Source organism: Stenotrophomonas sp. STEN022 (assembly GCF_056760155.1).
In genome coordinates, this window is record NZ_JBRREG010000010.1 from 26,053 (window position 1) to 45,177 (window position 19,125).

A 19,125-nucleotide genomic window follows, 5' to 3' on the forward strand; every position below is an offset into this window, starting at 1 on the left:
TCCCCTTCGCTACGCGAAAAGGAGGGCTGAGCGTAGTGCCGAGCCATGCTCTGCAGGGCTTTCCCGGCAATGCTTCAGCCGAGCATGGCGCGGCTCTACCGAAAGCTAAACGGCCCGCACTGCGGGCCGTTTCTTCAATCCAGATACTGGCTGGCGACGATGCCGGCGAACAACACCGCGCCGACCCAGTTGTTGTGCAGGAAGGCCTTGAAGCAAGGCTCTCGCTCGCGGTCGCGGCATAGCCAGAACTCATACACCACCAGCGCCATCGCCACGCCGATGCCGGCCCAATACGCCCAGCCCAAGCCCGCGCGCTGTCCGACCAGCGCCATCGCAGCGAAGAACAGGGCGTAAAGGATGCCCTGGATCACCAGGTCCAGATCGCCGAACAGGATGGCGGTGGAATGCGAGCCCACTTTCAGGTCGTCATCGCGGTCGACCATGGCGTACCAGGTGTCATAGGCGGTGGACCAGAGGATGTTGGCGGCATACAGCACCCAGCCCAGCGGCGGGACCTCGCCCTGGATGGCGGCGAAGGCCATCGGGATGCCCCAGCCGAAGGCCATGCCCAGGTACACCTGCGGCAGATGTGTGTAGCGCTTCAGGTAGGGATAGCTGGCGGCCAGGAATACGCCGATGAAGCTCAGCGCTATGGTCAATGCGTTCAGGGTCAGGACCAGCGCGAACGCCACCAGCATCAAGCCGGCGAACAGCATCAGCGCCGCGCGGCCGGAGATCGCGCCAGTGGCCAGCGGTCGGTCCTTGGTGCGTTTGACGTGCGGGTCCAGCCAGCGGTCGGCATAGTCATTGATCACGCAACCGGCCGAGCGGGTCAGCCAGACGCCGGCGCTGAACACGAACAGTATCCACAGCGGCGGCAGGCCGTCGGCAGCCAGCCACAGCGCCCACCAGGTGGGCCACAGCAGCAGCAAGGTGCCGATCGGGCGGTCGGCGCGCATCAATTTCCAGTAGTGCCCGAACCGCGACGTTTCAGCTGCGGTGGACGGTGTAGTTGGGAGACGGCTCATGCGCAAAGGTTACCAGCTGGGCAGGTTTTTCCCGCCCAACTACAGCAATCCAAAGGTGGGGGCAGACCTGTGGCCGCTTTTGCCGTTAGAATGCGCGTCCGCCCGGCTCAGCCGGCCGGAGCACAATGCGCCCGTAGCTCAGCCGGATAGAGTAGTGGCTTCCGAAGCCATTGGTCGGGGGTTCGAATCCCTCCGGGCGCGCCAGATTGAAGTCCGGGCCAGTCCCAGGACAGCAGAAACCCCGGAGAAATCCGGGGTTTCTGCTTTTCAGCCCTTCTAGAACGAGTAGTGGAACCGTTGTCGCCTGGATTCCTTGAGGCATTGCCGGGGACGTGACGCTGCGGCGGAAGTCTGCAGCCTTGCATGCGCTGGTTCCATCGACGCCGGCGCAGCGCCAAGCCTGGCGACAGGGCGCTGCGCGTTTCCGACGGTGACCATCTGCAGCCGCTTGCAGCGCTGCCGGAGTGGCAGCGCCCTCAGAGGTTGATGCGCACTCCAAGCTGGAATGCACGGCCCGGCAGGGGGGCGATGTACTTCAACGGTGAGTTGTGCGGACGTGCCTCTGCGTCGAGCAGGTTCGAGCCGTTGAGGAACACCTCGATCGCGCTGACGTAGCCACCACGCGGCTGGAAGCGACGGCTGACCTGCATGTCCAGCATGTTGAAGCCATCCAGGGGGACTTCCTCGCTGACATTCTTCCCCAGGTACTTCTGCTTGTCGTAGTAGGTGCTGGAGATGCCGGCCTTCCAGTCGCCTTTCTGCCAACGGATGTTTGCACCGTAGCGGTTGGTCGGCATGTTGGGCAGGTACTCACCGTCGTTGTGTGCACGCAGCGAATCCGGATGGTCCGCACGGTTCTTCACCAGGTCGGAGAACGCGGAGAGGTTCAAGCTGCCCCAGCGGCCGAGTTCCAGCGTCTGCGAGACATCGACCTCGAAGCCCTTCACCGTGGTGTCGGTCTGCTTCCAGTACTTCAGCGGCAGGCGATTGGCGGTCTGCAGGCCGGAATACCCCTGATAGAGGTAATTCTCGTATTTCATGACGTAGGCCGTCGCGGAGATGTCGAAGCCGCGGTTGTTGAACAGCAGGGCGAATTCAACGTTCCTGGCGCGCTCGGGCTTCAGATTCTGGTTGCCCTCTTCCTGGGTCATGACCGAGTAGTGGGCGTTGCTGGCATACAGTTCATTGACCTCCGGCGCCCGTTGCGACGACGCATAGCGGGCCTTGGCGCTGAGGTGGCTTCCGAGTTCGGCACGCGCCCCCAGGTTGTAGCTGTTGAGCGTGAACGACCTGTCCTCCAGCTTCGAGTTGGCCGAGTTGCGTGAGGTCTTGAAGGCACTGCTGCGGATGTCATGATCCACGCGCTCGTGGCGGAACCCGGCATCGAAGGAGACCGCGGTGAAGTCGAGGCTCTGTTTCAGGAATACCGCATTGGTCACGCTCTGCACATCGGGCAGGTAGCGCAGCGCGCCGCTGCCCACGATATCGCGCGTGCGCTGGCTCAACCCGAACAGACCGCTGAGCGGGCCGGCGCGACGCTGTGCCAGCAGTGCTTCGGCCTGGTAGGTATCGAACTGGTACTCGTTGGCTGTGCTTGTCCCCAGCTGTTCGGCCGAGGTATTGCTGATCTGCGACATGCGCAGGTCAGCGCTTTCAAACAGCGGGAACGGATCCTGCACGTTGGCCTGCAAGGCGTACTTGGTCTGTTTGAGTACGACGCCGACCGGGCGGCTCTGGCTGTGGTCGGCGCCGAAGGACAGGTTGTCCATCGAGAAGCCCGGCACCCCGTATTCGCTGTCCTTGGCGTCGATGCTGATGCCGACGTAGCCGCGGTCGAAGAAGTAGGTCGTACCGCCGGCAAGGTGGGTGTTGCGGAAGTAGCTGTTGCCCAACGTGCCGCGGTAATTCGGGGTGACGTCGCGGTTGATTTTGTTCTGCACATACGAAGGCGTGCCCGCCACATAGTCCGGGTTTGCCGGGTTCACGTAGGTCTTGCCCTGCCAGACAGATGACGGCTGGTTGGTATAGAACGAGAAGCTGCCGTCCGCCCAGTCGGGGTTCTCGGTCATGAACTGGTCGATGTAGGGCTGCGAGGCCTTGTTGTAGACCTGCTGGATGCGGGCTTCTTTCTGGCAGCTGTCGGCCAGGCCGCTGTTGACCCCGCCGCCGGCCGGGAACAGCTGGCTGTCACAGACACTGGCCTTGCTGTTGCCGGGGATGTCGTAGTGCGAGATGCGCTGGTGCGACATCTGCAGGTTGGTCGAGAAGTTGCGCTGGTTGTTGAAGTTCATCCGGAAGCCCTGCGCATCGGCGGCGTTGAAGCCCTGCCGGAGCACCAGCTCCATCTCCTGGTCCTTGTCTTCCATCTTGGTGGAGATGAGGCCGGAGTCGACATCGACGCTGCCGCCGATCGCGTTGCCGCCGTGACGGACGCTGTCCGATGACTTGTTGACGCTGACGCTGCGCACGAACAACGGATCGAAGGGAATGGCGATATCACCGCTGAGCGCGTTCATGCCGAGGATGGACTGGCCATCCTCCAGCACCTGCACGCGGTTGCCGGTCAGGCTGCGGATGACCGGCGCGCCGGCGTTCGGGCCGAAGGCGCTGTTCTGCACGCCCGGCACGCGTTCCAGCATGCCACCCAGGGTGCGGTTCTGCGCCTGGGTGTTCTCGACGACAGCGATGCTGTCGATCCTTGAAGCCTTGTCTGCCCGGACCTTGACGGTGGGCAGGGTGGTGTCGTCTGCGGCGTAGGCGCTCTGGACAACGAGCAGCACGGCGGCCGCAAGTACGTGTTGACGCATGGATCATTCCCGTGAGATTGGAATGTTATAATATATCGTTTAAAGAAAAGCGAAAGTCCCTCTGCTGCCGCGGCCAAGTGCGGGGCATTCCGTGGGAGGTGGTGCTCGCCGGGGAGATCGTTCGCGCACCGGTGTTGCGCGCTGGGGCAGGGAGCCGGCGTCGAGATGACGGGAAGCCTGCCCGAGGGTTCCGCCAATATTGCTGCGAAGCTCCCGAAGCTTAGGGGGCAGTAAGGCAGTAACGCAGCGAGGCAACTGGGCAACTGGGCAACCGGGCAACCGGGCAACCGGGCAACCGGGCAACCGGGCAACCGGGCAACCGGGCAACCGGGTCGCTTCACTGGTCGGCGGTCGCTGTTGCAGCTGCCGGCGGCATGCGCGGTTTGCGTGCAATCCCAACTTATCGGATGATAGTGATTCCTATTCGCAATATTTGCCCATGGTCAACGCTTCGCCGGCACCGGCGCCTGATTCCCTGCAGGGCCTGTACGTCGCGCACCATGGGTGGTTGTTGCAGTGGCTGCGCCGACGCATGTCTGCGGACGAGGCGGCAGCGGATCTGGCGCAGGACACCTTCGTGCGCCTGCTGCAGAAGCCACAGTTGCCGACGTTGGAGCAGCCGCGCGCCTACCTGACCCGCATCGCCAACGGATTGGTCATCAATCTGTGGCAGCGCCGCGCGCTGGAGCGTGCGTGGCTGGAGGTACTGGTCAGCCTGCCCGAGGCGCTGGTACCTGATGAGGAACAGCGACAGATAGCCCTGGAAGCGCTACTGCGCATCGACCGCATGCTGGACGCATTGCCATCGCGCGCACGTGAGGCCTTCCTGCTGTCGCAGCTGGACGGGCAGACCTATGCGGTGATTGCCACGCGCCTGGGCGTGACCGAGCGCACCATCAAGCGCGACATCGTGCTGGCGATGGCGGCCTGCCTCGAGGCCATGGATTGATCCGCATGCAGGAGCCATTGGCCAGGATCGATGTGTCCATTCCCGCGCCGGTGCTGCATGAAGCGGCGGAATGGCTGCTGCGTTTCCGCGAAGGCGAACTCGATGCCAGGGAGCGCGCGGCCTGGCAGCGCTGGCTTTCCAGCAACGACCTGCATAGGCGCGCCTGGCAACGCGCGGAGCGCTTGACCGGTCTGCTCGACGATGTGCCGGGTGCGGTAGGCAGTGCGCCCTTGCAGCAGGCTCGCCGTACGCGGCAGGGCCGCCGCGCCGCGTTGGCGGCCATCATGGGAGTGATGGTCGGTGCGCCACTGGCGCGCCTGGCGTGGCAGCGCGAGCCCTGGCAACACCTTGTTGCCGACGGCAGCACCGGCATCGGTGAGAGGCGCGCGCTGCGCTTGGCAGATGGCAGCGAACTGCAGCTCAACACCGATACGCGGATTGCGCTCACCTTCAATGAGCAGCGGCGGCAAGTGCAGCTGCTGCGCGGTGAAGTGCTGCTGCAGGAAGCGACGGATGATCGCGTTCCAGCACGACCCCTGCTGCTGCAGCTGCGCAACGCGCATCTATCTGCTCTGGGCGCGCGCTTCGCCGTGCGCATGTGGGATGACCATGCGCGCGTGGCGGTGGAGCAGGGCGCGGTACGGATCCAGCTCGGTGATGGCGGCAATGTCACCCAGCTGGTGAGCGCGGGCCAACAGGCGGTCTTCAACGCGACCGGCATCAGCGCGGTCACCGCGCTACAGCGCAACAGCCTGGCCTGGGTGCAGGGCGTGCTGCATGCCGAGGCCATGCCGCTGGGGGAACTGTTGTCCGAGCTGGCGCGTTACCGGACCGGCGTCGTGCGCTGTGATCCGGAGATCGCCGGCCTGCTGGTGTCCGGCGTGTTCCAGCTGGACGACACCGATACCGTGCTCGCGCTGCTGCAAGCGGGTTTCCCGCTGCGCGTGCGCTACCGCAGCCGCCTGTGGGTGATGGTCGACCCCGCCTGAGACCGGGATGTCCCTTTTTGCCGGTTGGCCGGGCAAGGAAGTGAACCCTTTCAATTCCCTTCTGTCACGGACCCTGCCATGTCTTCGCGTCCCCCTGTTGTCCGCACCTCGCTGGCCCTGGCCTGCCTGGTCGCGCTTTCGCTGCCAGTGCCGCAGCCGGCCTTCGCCCAGAGCGGCACATCTGCAGCCAGCGAAGGCAATGTGAGCTTCAACCTCCCGGCCGCGCCGTTGGCGCGGGCATTGAACGACACCGCGACGGCCGCCGGTGTTTCGCTGAGCTATGACCCGGCACTGGTTGCAGGCCGCGCTGCGCCCGCATTGCAGGGCCGCTACACGGTGCGCGCAGCGCTTGCGCGGCTGTTGCAGGGCACGGATCTGGTGGCACGCGAAGTCAGCCCGGGTGCGTGGAGCATCCAGCGCGTGGCCAGCACCGACGGCGATGCCGTGGTGATCGGTACGCTGCGGGTTGGTGGTGAGCGCTCGGCCGATCCCACCGGCATCGAGCGCGATGAGCGCGGCTATGACGATGTCTACGATCTGGACCTGTCCACCGTCTACGCCGGGCGCGAGCAGATCGAACGCTACAAGGGCGCTGCACCGGCTGACATCTTCAAGGGCATGGTCAACGTCTACAGTGGCGATGCCCGCAACAGCGGTGCGCTGGATCCCAACATCCGCGGCATCCAGGGCCCGGGCCGCGTGCCGCTGACCATCGATGGCACCGAGCAGGCGCTGACGGTCTGGCGCGGCTACATGGGCGCCAATAATCGCAACTACATCGATCCCAGCCTGATCGGCGGCATGCAGGTCATCAAGGGCCCGGCGATGCTGCGTGGTGCCAACACCTCGGTGGGCGGCGCGGTGCAGATCAAGACGCTGGACGTGGACGACATCCTGCTGGAAGGCGAGAGCTTCGGCGGTGAGTTGAAGATGGAGGCCAGCGACAACGCCATCGATCCGAAATTGCCGACCCTGTTGACCGGCAAGCCGATCGGCAGCGTGCCGGGTTTCCCGGCCAGCCAGGTCAACTTCTACGACCCGACCCTGTACCAGCATCCGCGCACCAGTGGCAGCGGCAGCTTCGGCAATGACCAGGCCTGGCGCCTTGCGCTGGGCCTGCGCAAGGAGAACTTCGACCTGATGGCGGCCTATGCCTTCCGCGAGAAGGGCAACCACTTCGCCGGCAAGCATGGCAGTTCGTTCTATGACAACGAACCGACCACCAGCTGGGACTATGTGCCGTACCTGGCCAAGGTCTATGTGCCGGGCTCGGAGATCCTCAATTCCTCCAGTCGCATGGAATCGTGGCTGGTCAAGGGCACCTGGCGCCTGAGCGACACACAGGTGCTGCAGCTCAACGTGCGCGACACGCAGTCGCGCTATGGCGAGATCATGCCCTCGCGCATCCAGTGGGACAACACCGTCACCGATGGCATTCCGCAGTGGCCGCTGAGCCAGGTGGATGCGCGTGCGGTGAACCTGGAATACAAGTGGCGCCCAGGCCTGGATTGGGTGGACCTGCGCGCCAACCTGTGGCGAACCGATACCGACAGTGCGACCTATAGCAGCGGCGGTCTGCCGAATGACCGCATGAACTGGTACAACGACGTCGACAAGGTCTATGTCACCCCGGATCACTTCCGCAACACCGCGGTAGCCAACAGCAAGAACGCGCGCACCGGCTTCTCGTTCGACAACAAGATGCAGCTGGGCGACAGCCTGGACCTGACGGTCGGCGGCAACCTGCAGAAGGAAACCCTTAGCTCCAAGGACGCCTACAACGATCCGGAGATCACCGGCTATTGGCGTGGCAAGCCGCGCGCAGGTTGGCGCCGTGAGTATGATCTCAGCGCCTTGTTTGAATGGCGGCCAATCGACAAGCTGCTGCTCAGCGCGGGTGTGCGCTACCAGAACTGGCAGTCGTTCGATGAGTTCCTCGCGCGCCAGCAGCGGGGCGGCGTGTTGCCGAGCAGCAGCCAGGAGTCCTCGGGTCGGGTGATGAAGTGGAACACGCTGGAGCACTACACCCAGGCCGAGATCGATACTTCGATTGAGCAGATGACCAGTTTGGTGGAAAGTCAGTGGTCCTTCTACGAGGAGTTCTTCGGCTATACACGCGAGCAGTTCGTGGCGGAGGTGCTGACCCCAGCCCTCGACGAGGTCCGCAGCCGCACCACCTATACCGCCAACAATGAAATGCTGTGGAAGCACGATGGCCAGGGCCGTTACACCCGCGCCGGGAATCCCTGTATCAACGGTGCCATCGACTTCAGCAACGTCGAACTCAGCGGCGGCCGCAAGTGCTGGTCTGATGGCCCTTATCCCGGCCAAAGCGTCAATGGCGAGCTGATACCCTTCGCCACGGTCGACAACACCGCGCGCAGGCAGCGCGGCGCCGGCTGGGTGCCGTCGTTCGCCGCGACCTATGAGTTCAGCGAACACAGTCGCGTCTATCTTCGCCACAGCCAGGTGCGCCGCTTCCCTGCCTTGTTTGAAAGCACCATCGGCTTCTCCAGCGTCCAGGACAGCTACGGCCTGAAGCCGGAACATGCCTACAACACCGAGTTGTCGTGGGTGCAGGACTTCGGTCAGATGCTGGATGGCAATCCGCTGGCGGACCTTAAGATCGCCTACTACCACCACCGCACCCGCGATGTGATCGAGCGTAGCCCGCAGCTGACGTTCTCCAACATCGACGAGCAGACCATTCGTGGCGTCGAGGTACAGGGCCGCTTCGACAACGGCCGCTTCTTCACAGACATCAGCGGTGCCTGGAACCTGGAAAACCGCGTCTGCGATGAGCACACCGCGATGTTGCTGGACAACACCGGCGGCGTCTCCAACTGCGTGGAAACCGGCTTCGTCGGCGGTTACCTGGTGACCATGGCGATCCCTCGCTATACCTTCAACTGGACGGTGGGGGCGCGCCTGTTTGATGGCCGCTTGGAGCTTGGCAGCCGCATCGTCCACCACGCGCCGCAGGAGAGCGTGTTCAAGGACAATTACGGCAACCAGTCGGCGACGATTTCCTACTACCTCAACACGCCGCTGCAATGGGGTCGCATCACCACGTACGACGCCTATGCCACGTGGCGTGTCAATGACCGCGCCACGGTCGAAGTGGTGGGCACCAACCTGGGCAACCTGTACTACATCGACCCCTTGACCCGTTCCTCGATGCTGGCGCCGGGCCGCACGTTGAAGGCAAGCTTCAACTATCGGTTCTGATCCAGCGCGGCGTACTTCGACGCGCCATGTGCAATGACAAAGCCCGCCCGGATCTGGATCCGGGCGGGCTTTTTTTCTGCTGCGAGCAGTTCCCAACAAAGGCGCAGTGATGCACAGCATGCGGTGGAACAAGCCAGCGCGACAGTTCAACGCGGGCCAATCAGCGAATGAAGAACTCCACCGGCGTGGTGATCTGCACGGGATCGCCTTGCACTTCATCCGGTGGCGACGGCAGCGGGCTGGCGCGCTGCACGGCGGCCAACGCCTCGCCATCCAGCAAGGCATTGCCGCTGCTGCGGGCGAGCCGCGCCCACTGCACCCCGCCGGCGCGGTCCACCGCGTACTCGACCAGGCTCACGCCTTCGCTGCGACGGCGCTGCGCCGCACGCGGGTAGCGTTTGTAGCGCTCCAGATGCGCAAGCACCAGCGCCTGCCAATTGGCCTGCGAAAGAACGGCGGCCCCGGCCGAGGATTGCCGGGCGGTATAGCGGGTGCTGCTGGGCGCCTGCACGCTGGGTGGTGCAGTTGATTGCAGTACCTCGATGGTTTCGATCGATGCGGTGCGTTGTTCCTGCCGCTCTGGCGCAGGCGGTGGCAGGGCAGCATCTGCTGGCAGGGTCGGCGAGGGTGGCGTCACTGCCGCTGCGGGTGTTGCAGCTGCCTGCGCGGGCTGCGGCTGCTGTTCCTGTTGCAGCGGTCCCGGCGCCAGATCGGTGGGCGACGCCGGCGGCGCACTCGGTAGTGGCGCCAGTTCCACCATCATCGACTGTGGCGGCGAGGGCGGGGCAGGTACTGGTGACCATGATGAGCAGATCACAGCGCCGCCCACTGCCAGCGCATGCACACCAAGCACGATGCACAGACTGCGGCCCCAGCACGGGCCTTCGGCCGCATGCAGTGTCGCGTTCACGGCGAGACCTGTTCCAGCCCGACCAGGGCCACCTTCAAGTAGCCGGCAGTACGCAGGCTGTTCAAGGTGTCCATCAGGTCGCCATAAGCAACGCCCTTGTCGGCGCGCACGAAAATGCGTTGCTCACGGTTGCTGCTGGTGAGCGTGTCCAGCGCCGCTGCCAAAGCAGGGGCAGCAACCGGGTCCTGGTTCAAGCGCAGTGACAGGTCCTGCTGCACGGTCAGGTATACCGGCTCATCGGCTCGCGGTTGTGGCAGTGCCGTTGATGCCGGCAGATCGACGGCGACGTCCACGGTGGCCAATGGCGCGGCGACCATGAAGATGATCAGCAGCACCAGCATCACGTCGATGAAGGGCGTGACGTTGATCTCGTGGTTCTCATCGGGGACATCATCCTGCTCGTCGGTCCTGATCGCCATGCTCACGGTGCTCCGGATGGGTTGAAGGCGTGGCGGTCGAGGTCGCGCGATACCAGCTGCTGCACGCTGGCTGACAGGTCGCCGCTGTCGCCGCGCAGCGCTGCAAGCTGACGGCTCAGCTGGTTGTAGATGACCACCGCGGGGATCGCCGCGACCAGCCCTAGCGCGGTGGCCAGCAAGGCCTCGGCGATACCCGGGGCGACCACGGCCAGATTGGTGGTGTTGGCCTGGGCGATGCCGACGAAGCTGTTCATGATGCCCCACACGGTACCGAACAGGCCGACGAAGGGCGCGGTGGCACCAATGGTCGCCAACAGCCCGGTGCCGCTGCGCAGCTGGCGTGCGTGCGCGAGTTCGATGCGCTGCAGGCGTGAGCCGACCCGGTCCTTGATGCCGTCGGTACTGCCAACGTTGGGCGAGCGCTGCAGCTCATCCTGTGCTTCGGCCAGCAACGCCGAGGCGATGGCACTTTCCTGCCCGGACGTGGCCAATGCCGTCGGCAGGTTGTCCGCCGCTGCGAGTGTGCGGCGCGCGACTTGCATGCGCTGCGCCTCTCGCCGCAGCTGTCGGTGCTTGGCCAGCAATACCGTCCACGTTGCCAGCGAGGCAATGGCCAGACCGACCATCACCGTCTGCACCACCCAGTCTGCATGCAGGAACATCTGCCATGGGCTGAGATTGCTGGGCAGGTTGGTCGTCATGCGTGCTCCTGGATGGTCGCGCTGTTCGCGGGTGGTGATGGGTCTGTTTGCTTGGGGGATGGCAGCAAGCCAGCTGCACCAAGCGTCGACAAGGTGTTGTAGAAAGCGCTGGTGGAGACATGCATGTCACCCTGCTTCAGGGAAGCGGCATGCAGCAATTGCGGACTGAGGCGTCCGTGTGCGGCCAACACCAACGGCGCCAGGCGCAAGGTGGCAATCCGCGCCGAGGTCACCCGGATACAGGCACCACGCAGTATCGCCGAGTGGATGTTGCGGACTGGCAGCGACAGGCTGGCCGGCGTTGTCAGGGGCATGATCAGTATCCTCAATGGATGAGCACACGCGGTGCGGGACGCGACAGCACGTAGCCGGCGCTGACGGTGAAGAACAGGCCGACACCCAGCGCCAGTTTCCAGCCGGGGTGCGCCGTGCAGAAGAAAACCAGATAACCCACAGCCATTCCTGCGCCGGCAAAGGCTTTGCCTTTGGCGCTGACCGCTCCCTGTTCGCGCCATAGGCGCAGGCTGTGGCCGTAGCGTGGGTGCAGTAGCAGATAGCGCTCCAGCCGTGGCGAGGAGCGCGCAAAGCAGGCCAGTGCCAGGATCAGGAAGATGGTGGTCGGCATCACCGGCAGTAGCGCGCCGATGATGCCAAGCGCCAGCATCCAGCAGCCTGCGCAGAACCATAGCCAACGCATCAGGGCACCGGCACCGGGTCGGTTTGGAGCTCGTCTTCGACATAGCCGCGCACGTTCTGGAACGCTGCGCGTGCGCCCTCCACCACCAAGGCTTCCTGTTCGGCCGCCAGTGGCGCCGCATCCAGTGCGGCGGTGAAGCTGCGCCAATGCCGAGCTGCGCCGTCGGCATGTGCGGCCAGCTGGCGTGCACCGAAGTCGGCATGCAGCTGCAGCCGGTCGCGCGCCAGTTTGAACAGCACGGTGCCACCGAGGTTGGAGCCTTCGGCAACGTACAGCCAACCTAGGGCACTGGGCAGGGAGATGTTGGCGTCGACCAGGGGCGTGCTGTGCACTGGAACATCGCTGCCGAGATCCTGCAGATCGAGTGCGATCCTGGCCAACCGCCGGCGCTCGGCCAGATCGGGGATCAACGCCAGTAGTCCGCGATGCGAGTAGAGCGCATCGATATCGCGGTGGAAGCGATACTGCACGCGCAGGAAGCGCGTGAAGCTGTCGCGGCTGGCAAAGATGTCTGCTGCCATCACCCGCTTGTCCAGGCTGTCATGGGTGCTGTGGGTGGCGGCCTTCAGTTGCTGGCTGCGCGAAACAACGTGGCTGTGTTTGCTCATGTGCAACTCCCGGTAGTGCAGGTAGTGGTTGGGGTCAGAAACTGCGTTCCAGCTTCAGGCTGGCGGTGCTGCGGTCATAGCTGTAGAGCCAGTCGACGTTGCTGGAGACGGCGTTGTAACGAAGGCTCAGCAAGGGCGTGAAGCCGGCGAAGGCCAGGCGATTGGCCTTGATGATCAGTGTGTAGTTGCGTTCGTCGTCATCGCGGCGCACACCGAGCATTGGGCTGTAGAGGTCGTAGCTGCGGCGGCGATAGGAGGCGAACAAGGTGTGGCTGAAGCCTTCCGGCCACTGCAGGGATGCGCCGAGTCGGGCACCTACCGAGCGGTAGCTGTTGCTGCGGTCGTGCGAATCGCTGTCCAGTGCATCGATGCCGCCGAAGGTCATCCAATGGCTGCCAAGACTGCGGAAGTAAGTGGCGGAGGCGGTGCGCTGCACGCCGTCCAGATTGAGCGCGTAGTCGCGCTGGCGATAGCGGAGATCCTTCCAGTCAGCTTCCAGCTTCAACATCGACAGCCGCCCGGGCGTCCAGCTCCATTCTGCATGCACGCCCGGTGCACCAAACAAGGCGCTGTTGCCCAGCGCGTAGTAGTCGAACGACGGTGCAAGCGCTACGTTGTGGCGCGCACTGCGGAAGCTGTAGCCAGCCTGCAGTGCGGCATTGAGTTCGTTGTAAGCGCTGTTGTCGCGGTAGTTCTGGCCAAAGGCGATTGCACGCAGGTAGACGCCATGGTGGCCGCGCAGCGCATGCCGCTTGTTGAGGGTGGCGTCGTAGTCGATGCCGGTGGCGGTGATGGCCTCGGGCAATTTGCGCTCGATAAGACAGTCGCCGGTGATCAGCAGCAATACACAGGTACGACTGGCCGAGGTGCGGTTGGCGTTGTCGGTCCAGCTGGGCCCGGCCGCGTACGAGCCGCTCCAGCGCTCGCGCTGCGCCAAGGCCTGGCGAAAGCTGGCGATGGTGGTGCGCACGCCCTCGGTTTTCGGGTCGTTGGCGTCAATGCTGGTGCCGACATCGGCGAACAACGCATCGGCTTCGCGGTCCTGCTGGTCTTCGAACAAAGTGCGCGCCAACTCCAGCTGTGCCGGCATGAAGTCCGGTTGCAGGGCGAGCAGGGCGCGGTACTCGGTGGCCGCCTGCGCGTGCTTGCCCTGCATGCGCAGCAAACCGCCCTGCGCGTAGTGCACCAGCAGTTTGTCGTGGTCGGGCAGGGTCAGGTATTCGTTGAGGAAATGCGCCGCCAGGTTCCACTGCCGCTGTTGCAGTGCCAGATACAGGGCGCGACCGAGGTCGTCGACGTTGTGGCCAATGACGTGGCGCTGGCCATCGATGGTCAGCGTCGGGCGCTCGCCATCCAGCTCGTCCTTGAGCAGCTCACGCTCGCGGGCCTGCGCCTGTTGGTCGATGTGCTGGTCAAGCAGGCGGCGGGTATCAGCCTGCTCCTGTGCGGCGCCCGCGACGGGCAGCGACAGTCCGGCCAGCAGCAGTGCGGCAGGAAGCGTGAAGAGGGGTCGGCGTCGGCAACCGGTTGAAGAACGAGAATGCATGCAATGGCCATCGAGGGAGGCAAGGATTGGCGGACGCTGGCTGGTCCTTGCCGGTAGCAGTTGAATTACAGCGGTTGACGGACAGGCTTATCCGTCAGTTCTTGGTGCCGCCCCAAGCGATGTTTGTTGCCGGGTTGCCAAAATCGACGATGCCGGCGACGGCGGCCGCACCAGCACCGAAGAAATCGCCCTTCACCGTACCGGTGGCGTATACGACATTGCCCGGGATCACCCACTGGCCGGCATTGGCGGCGTCGAAGTGACCGTTGGTGTCGAACGCGATCTGGCTGCCGCTGGTGCCCAGACGGATCTGCGTTGCGCCGATCGAGAGGTCGCCGTGGAAGGTGCGGCTGCTGAAGTTGGCGGTCAAACTACCGGTCAGGTGGGTGTTGGCGCCGTAGCGGTGCAGGCCGGTCAGCGTGTAGCCAACCGCGGTACCGGTGGCGGCGGTATAGCCAGTCTTGTCACCTACGTAGTAGACCTGACGGTTCTGGTAGGTCGGGCTGCCGGTATTGCCGTTGGTCGACCATTCGCCGAACCAGACATCGCCACTGCCAACCTTGACGAAGCTGAAACTACCCAGGCCAAAGTGTGCCGGGTCGTTCGGGTTGCCGGGGGTGCCGGGAGTGATTGGGTCGTGCAGGCGGTAGACGGTCATGCTCGGAGTCAGCGCGGTGGCGGCGCTGGAAGGCGTCAGACCCTGGAAGTCGACTTTGGTGCCACCGGCATAGCTGGAAATACCGACGCCGGAGATGCCGGCGGTATGCGGGCCGAACGGTACCTGTGACACACCGACCGTGACGTACGACGTTCCGGTACCGGCGGTCTGGGCGCCGACGATGGTGGCAGCTGCGGCAGTGCCTGCCACGGAAACCACGGTCAGGGCGAGGGCGAGCTGGGAGATGCGTTTGTGCATTTTCATGATCATGTCTCTCTTGATGTGATGAAGGAAAAAGCAGAACTGCAGTGATGTTTCGGGTTGCGGTGGACTCCTTGTTGCTACGGGATGATCAGAAGCGCGCGGTCACGCTCAGCTTCAGCATGCGACCCGGGGCAGGCAGCAGTGAGCGGGTGGCCGGGTCGGCGTAGTAGCGGTCGGAGAGGTTGGTGCCGATCAGTTCAAGCTGTACGGTGTCGTTGACGCGGTAGCTGGCATAAGCGTCGAACAGCCAGGTGGTATCCCAGGAGAACGGCACGTTGAACACGGCAAGGTTCTGGTTGGTGACGGCGGCAAACGCCTCCAGGTCGCGGTTGGGTTTGCGGCGCTGGTAATAGACGACGCGCGCGCCCAGCTCGAGCCGCTTGTCAAGGAAGCGTCCACCCAACGACCAGTTGGCCGAAGTTTCCGGCGAAGCCTGGGTCAGCAGCCAGCTGCCGATGAAGCCCTGGTCGACACAGGTTGGCGTGCCGCTGACGTTGGGGTCGATGGTGATGGCGGTGTGTTCATCGCAGACCTCGTTCTTCAACGTGTGCGCCACGGCGAGGTCAGTGAAGAAGCGGCCATTGTCATAGCGGCCCTGGAACTCCACGCCCTGCACGAGCTGTTTGTCGATGTTGCGGAACAGGAAGTTGTTGTCGCGCTCGATCAGGTCATCGGTGCGGCGGTGGTAATAGCTGAGCTTGACGTCGGCAATCGTGTCATCTCCCAACAGATGCCCGAGCTCCTGGATGTAGCCCAGCTCGTAGCTGTAGGTGTGTTCGGGTTTCAGGTCGCGGAACGGACTGACGCTGGCACCGAAGGCGATGACGCTCTCGAACATGTTGGGGTAGCGCAGTGCCTCGTTATAGCTGAGGTAGGCGCGGCTGTAGTCCGAGAACAAGCCGGTAACGGTAAGCGACGGCGCCCAGCCACTATCACGACGCTTCTTTGCCACGGCGTACCTGGAAGCGATCGGGTTGGCGGTGTAGCCGATCCTGCAGTTCCCGCCCTCGAACAGATCGGCTACGCCGGCCAGCGCGCCGTTGCTGCAGGGGTTGTCGGCGCGGTGGAATCTACCTTCGGCGTCAGGGAGCCATTCGAGGGTGTTCTCTTTGGCAGCATATTTGATGTTGGCGGCGACGTAGTCTGCTTCGCTTATCCCTTCCGGAATACCTAACATCTCGCAGTAGAACGGCATCGCCGCGCAGACCTGGTGGCCGGCGCGTAGCTGCGCCTCTGCATTGCTGCGCTCCTGCGCAGACAGGGTCCGGTAGCTGGCCTGATAGCCGGATACCGAACCCAGGAACTTGTTCGGATGGTCGGCGAGGAAATCGTCGTACGCCCAGTAGGAGGAGTAGCGGGCACCGGCATTGATCTTGAGGAAGTCGACCGGGCGCCATTCAAGGTTGAAGTTGGCATTCCATTCCTCGCGACGGCCGGCACGCGGGAACATGCGCCAGGCCGCGGAGGGGCCGATGTACTCATCATGCGAGCGCAGCTTTTCGTGCTGGAAGTCGCCGCCGACGGTCAGGTCCAGCGTATCGCTGAGGCGGAACAGATTGCTCAGGGTCAGGCCGTTGCGGGTATTCGTGGAATCATCCAGCGCGCCGTTCATGACGATCGGCTGGGTCACCGCATTCCAGTAATTCGGGTAGCTGCCGGCAGTGTTCGCATTGCTGTCGGTATCGGTACGCCACAGGTTGGCGTACAGGTCGATCCAACGGCTGCCCTGCGGCTGCCACTTGTATTCCAAGTTGTAGGCCTTGGAGTCGACCCGGCTCAGCGACCACTGCGGCAGGCCGAGCGCGGTACGGTTGATGCGCGACGGCATGATCTCGCCGTAGTGCGACAGCGTGTCGCGGTAGCCGAAGCGCAGCACCTGGTCGGGAGTCGGGTTCCAGGTGGCCTTGAACAGCCACGATTCCATCTGGCTGGAGGTATTGGTCACCTCGTCGCCCGGGCGCAGGCGGTTGGCCATGGTGATGATGTAGTCGCCGGCGCTGATGTTTTCCACCGGCTGCGAGTAGTAGCCGGCGCCGCGCTTGCCGGCGAAGTAATTGCCGCGGTCGCGGTAGGCGTAGGCGCCGAACAGGCTGAGCGTGTCCGACTTCCAGCCCAATGCCAGCCGATAGGCGTGGTCCTCGCCATCGAAGACGTTGTAACCGCCGCCACCGGTGTGCGGTTGCACGCGCAGGGTCGGGTCGTTGGCCGGGCTGCCGGTGGCCAGTTCCGGTACGTCGCGGTGGTTCATGCCGGTGTACAGCCGGCCCGGCAGACGTGGCGCTACCGCGTTGCTGCTGCCTTCGATCTTGAATTCGCCGCCGAACGATTCGCCTTCCGGCACCACGTCGTCAACGTCCAGTGTCTTGATCACCACGCCGCCACCGATGCCGGTGGTGACGTTGCGGGTCAGCGACGGGCCCTTGAAGATCTGCATGCCGCCGATCAGGTTGGGATCGACGTAGTTGCGGTTGCCGATGCCGTTGTAGCCGCGCCAGGCGGTGACCGCCTGCTCGGTACCGTCGATGGTGACCGGCACGCGTCCCGGTCCCTGTACGCCACGGATGTTGACGTCGAGCGCGCCGCTGTTGCGCGCATCGCCACTGAACACGCCGGCGACGCCGTTGAGCAGGTCCGATGGCGTCGCGCCTTTGTAGCGCTCGATCTCGGTGCGGCCGAGGTAGGCGGTGGACAGGTCCAGGTCGTAGACCTCGTCCTGGCCACGCAGGTCACGCTGCGCGCCGGTGGCTTCGATGCCTTGCTGCCCGGTGACGCTCAGCGTGCCGGTGACGAGTGGGGTACTCGCGCCGACGGTAGCAGCGCCGCTGCGCATCACCACGGCGGTGCCGGGCTCGCGCCATTGCCAGGCCAGGCCGCTGCCCGCCAGCAGTTGATCCAGCGCCTGCGCTGCACTGAGTTGGCCTTTGATGGCCGTGCCCTGCAGGCCGCTGACATCGTTGGACACGAACAGGATGCGAACCCCGCCCTGGTCCGCCAGTCGGGTCAGCGCGCTGTCCAGGGACTGCGGCGGGACATCGAATGCGATGCGCTGCGTGGAGCCGCTGGCGACGCTGTTCTGTGCGGCGGCATATAGCGGTGCATTAAGTGCCAGGGCGATGCTGACGGTCAGCACGGCCGGCAGTCGCAGGGAACGACGGGAAAAGTTGGAAGGGCTCATGGATCCGACGAAGCAATAGGAGGAGGACGCTCGGAGGTACCGGCGTTGACTTTAGGAGAATAAGTCTCATTCCTATAGACGACCGTCGCGGGCGAAACTTGCAGCGTCAGCAGAAAGAAATTTGTCCGCCGCTTCGTGTGCCTGCATGGCGGGCCACATGCAGGGTTACAGCACTGCTGGGCGGCTCAGCGGATCACGGTCAGCAGCGGCAGACGGATCAGTTCAGCCCCGGCCAGCGCGGCGATATTGCGCAGCAGCGCATCGATGTCATCCAGCTCGAACACGCCAGTGAGCTGCAATTGCTGTAGTGGCTCACCGATGACGACGATACGTCCAGGCACATAGCGCTGCAGCTCGCCTGCAATGGCAGCCACGCTCTGCTGGTTGAAGATCAGCTTGCCGCGGACCCAGGCAGTCAATGCCCCCGCATCGATGTTTTCAGCCTTGCCAAGTACGTCGGCGCTGAAGGCAACGCGCTGGTTGGGGATCATTTCGATACTGGCGCCGGCCTGGTTGCGTAGCTCGGCCAGGCCAGAGACCACGGTCAGCGTGCTGCGGCGTGATTCGCGGTGCAGGGCAAAGCGGCCAACGCTGCAATGGACGCTGCCATCGCGGCTCTCGATCACGAAGGGCCGCTGCGGGTCGGGGGCGACGTCGAACAGCAGTTCGCCGGCGGCCACCGATACGGTGCGGCGGACGTTGGAGAACGCCTGCGAGAATGCGCTCTCGCTGTTGAGCCAGGCGGTCGATCCGTCACCCAGTGATGCCTGCCGGCGCTGGCCGATGCGCGTGCGATGGTCGGCAAGCACGCCGCTGACTGGCCCCAACATGCCCGTACCGACCACGCCGGCAAGCGCAGCTGCCGACAGCCCGCCTGCCAGCACCGCGCGGCGGCTGATCCGGCGCGGCGCAGGTGTCAGCGCCTGCACCCAATGGCGGTGCTCGGCCGCAAGCGCGGTCTGGCCGACGCCATCGAGCAGCGCGAATGCCTGCCGTGCAGCCTCGGCATGGGCCGGGGAACGCTGGCACCAGCGCTCGAACGCGGCTTTATCGCCCGCAGACGGACGCGCACCCAGGCGTATCACCCACTGGATGGATTCGTCATTGAGCGCGTTGTTCCGGGTTCGGAAGCGGTCGAACATCGTG

At 64.3% G+C, this 19,125-nt stretch carries 15 protein-coding genes and 1 tRNA gene; 4 read left to right on the forward strand and 12 right to left on the reverse strand.

The window, feature by feature from the left end:
• Positions 1–134 precede the first annotated feature (134 nt).
• On the reverse strand, positions 135–1,028 hold the full coding sequence (gene ubiA / locus ACVOMF_RS03890) for a 4-hydroxybenzoate octaprenyltransferase (RefSeq protein WP_481508110.1): 894 nt from the start codon (positions 1,026–1,028) through the stop codon (positions 135–137).
• 127 nt (positions 1,029–1,155) lie between these two features.
• Between ubiA and ACVOMF_RS03895 the strand changes: the two genes are divergently transcribed.
• Positions 1,156–1,232 (forward strand) — tRNA-Arg (locus ACVOMF_RS03895).
• A 272-nt stretch (positions 1,233–1,504) separates the two neighbouring features.
• Here ACVOMF_RS03895 and ACVOMF_RS03900 read toward each other — a convergent pair.
• Positions 1,505–3,835: a TonB-dependent receptor gene (locus tag ACVOMF_RS03900; protein ID WP_481508111.1), complete on the reverse strand. Its 2,331-nt coding sequence runs from the start codon at positions 3,833–3,835 to the stop codon at positions 1,505–1,507.
• 439 nt (positions 3,836–4,274) lie between these two features.
• On the opposite strand from ACVOMF_RS03900, the gene ACVOMF_RS03905 reads away from it, so the two are divergent.
• From ACVOMF_RS03905 to ACVOMF_RS03915, 3 genes are all read left to right on the forward strand, one after another.
• Positions 4,275–4,784 (forward strand): sigma-70 family RNA polymerase sigma factor, encoded by a 510-nt coding sequence (locus ACVOMF_RS03905; protein WP_481508112.1) that lies wholly within the window; start codon positions 4,275–4,277, stop codon positions 4,782–4,784.
• Between the two features lie 5 nt (positions 4,785–4,789).
• Positions 4,790–5,773, forward strand: a complete 984-nt coding sequence (locus ACVOMF_RS03910; RefSeq protein WP_481508113.1) for a FecR domain-containing protein — start codon at positions 4,790–4,792, stop codon at positions 5,771–5,773.
• A 78-nt stretch (positions 5,774–5,851) separates the two neighbouring features.
• Positions 5,852–9,001 (forward strand): TonB-dependent receptor, encoded by a 3,150-nt coding sequence (locus tag ACVOMF_RS03915; RefSeq protein ID WP_481508114.1) that lies wholly within the window; start codon positions 5,852–5,854, stop codon positions 8,999–9,001.
• 160 nt (positions 9,002–9,161) lie between these two features.
• Here ACVOMF_RS03915 and ACVOMF_RS03920 read toward each other — a convergent pair whose 3' ends face one another.
• The 10 genes from ACVOMF_RS03920 to ACVOMF_RS03965 form a co-directional block, all read right to left on the reverse strand.
• Positions 9,162–9,911: an energy transducer TonB family protein gene (locus tag ACVOMF_RS03920; protein WP_481508115.1), complete on the reverse strand. Its 750-nt coding sequence runs from the start codon at positions 9,909–9,911 to the stop codon at positions 9,162–9,164.
• Positions 9,908–10,330, reverse strand: a complete 423-nt coding sequence (gene exbD / locus ACVOMF_RS03925) for a TonB system transport protein ExbD (RefSeq protein WP_481508116.1) — start codon at positions 10,328–10,330, stop codon at positions 9,908–9,910. The genes ACVOMF_RS03920 and exbD overlap by 4 nt, the downstream gene beginning before the upstream one ends.
• A 2-nt stretch (positions 10,331–10,332) precedes the next feature.
• Positions 10,333–11,031, reverse strand: coding sequence for a tonB-system energizer ExbB (gene exbB / locus ACVOMF_RS03930; RefSeq protein WP_481508117.1), 699 nt, complete (start codon positions 11,029–11,031; stop codon positions 10,333–10,335).
• Positions 11,028–11,345, reverse strand: a complete 318-nt coding sequence (locus ACVOMF_RS03935; RefSeq protein ID WP_481508118.1) for a hypothetical protein — start codon at positions 11,343–11,345, stop codon at positions 11,028–11,030. The genes exbB and ACVOMF_RS03935 overlap by 4 nt, the downstream gene beginning before the upstream one ends.
• An 11-nt stretch (positions 11,346–11,356) precedes the next feature.
• Positions 11,357–11,728, reverse strand: coding sequence for a YbaN family protein (locus tag ACVOMF_RS03940; protein ID WP_481508119.1), 372 nt, complete (start codon positions 11,726–11,728; stop codon positions 11,357–11,359).
• Positions 11,728–12,336, reverse strand: coding sequence for a biliverdin-producing heme oxygenase (locus ACVOMF_RS03945; RefSeq protein ID WP_481508120.1), 609 nt, complete (start codon positions 12,334–12,336; stop codon positions 11,728–11,730). Before ACVOMF_RS03945 ends, ACVOMF_RS03940 begins: the two co-directional genes overlap by 1 nt.
• Before the next feature lie 34 nt (positions 12,337–12,370).
• Complete coding sequence (locus tag ACVOMF_RS03950; RefSeq protein ID WP_481508121.1) at positions 12,371–13,882, reverse strand: surface lipoprotein assembly modifier; 1,512 nt, start codon at positions 13,880–13,882, stop codon at positions 12,371–12,373.
• Positions 13,883–13,976: 94 nt separating this feature from the next.
• Positions 13,977–14,804 carry a HupA family protein gene (locus tag ACVOMF_RS03955; RefSeq protein ID WP_481508122.1) on the reverse strand — a complete coding sequence of 276 codons (828 nt, stop codon included), beginning with the start codon at positions 14,802–14,804 and terminating at the stop codon, positions 13,977–13,979.
• Between the two features lie 88 nt (positions 14,805–14,892).
• On the reverse strand, positions 14,893–17,979 hold the full coding sequence (locus ACVOMF_RS03960) for a TonB-dependent receptor (protein WP_481508123.1): 3,087 nt from the start codon (positions 17,977–17,979) through the stop codon (positions 14,893–14,895).
• Between the two features lie 185 nt (positions 17,980–18,164).
• Positions 18,165–19,121 carry a FecR family protein gene (locus tag ACVOMF_RS03965; RefSeq protein ID WP_481508124.1) on the reverse strand — a complete coding sequence of 319 codons (957 nt, stop codon included), beginning with the start codon at positions 19,119–19,121 and terminating at the stop codon, positions 18,165–18,167.
• Between the last annotated feature and the right edge of the window lie 4 nt (positions 19,122–19,125).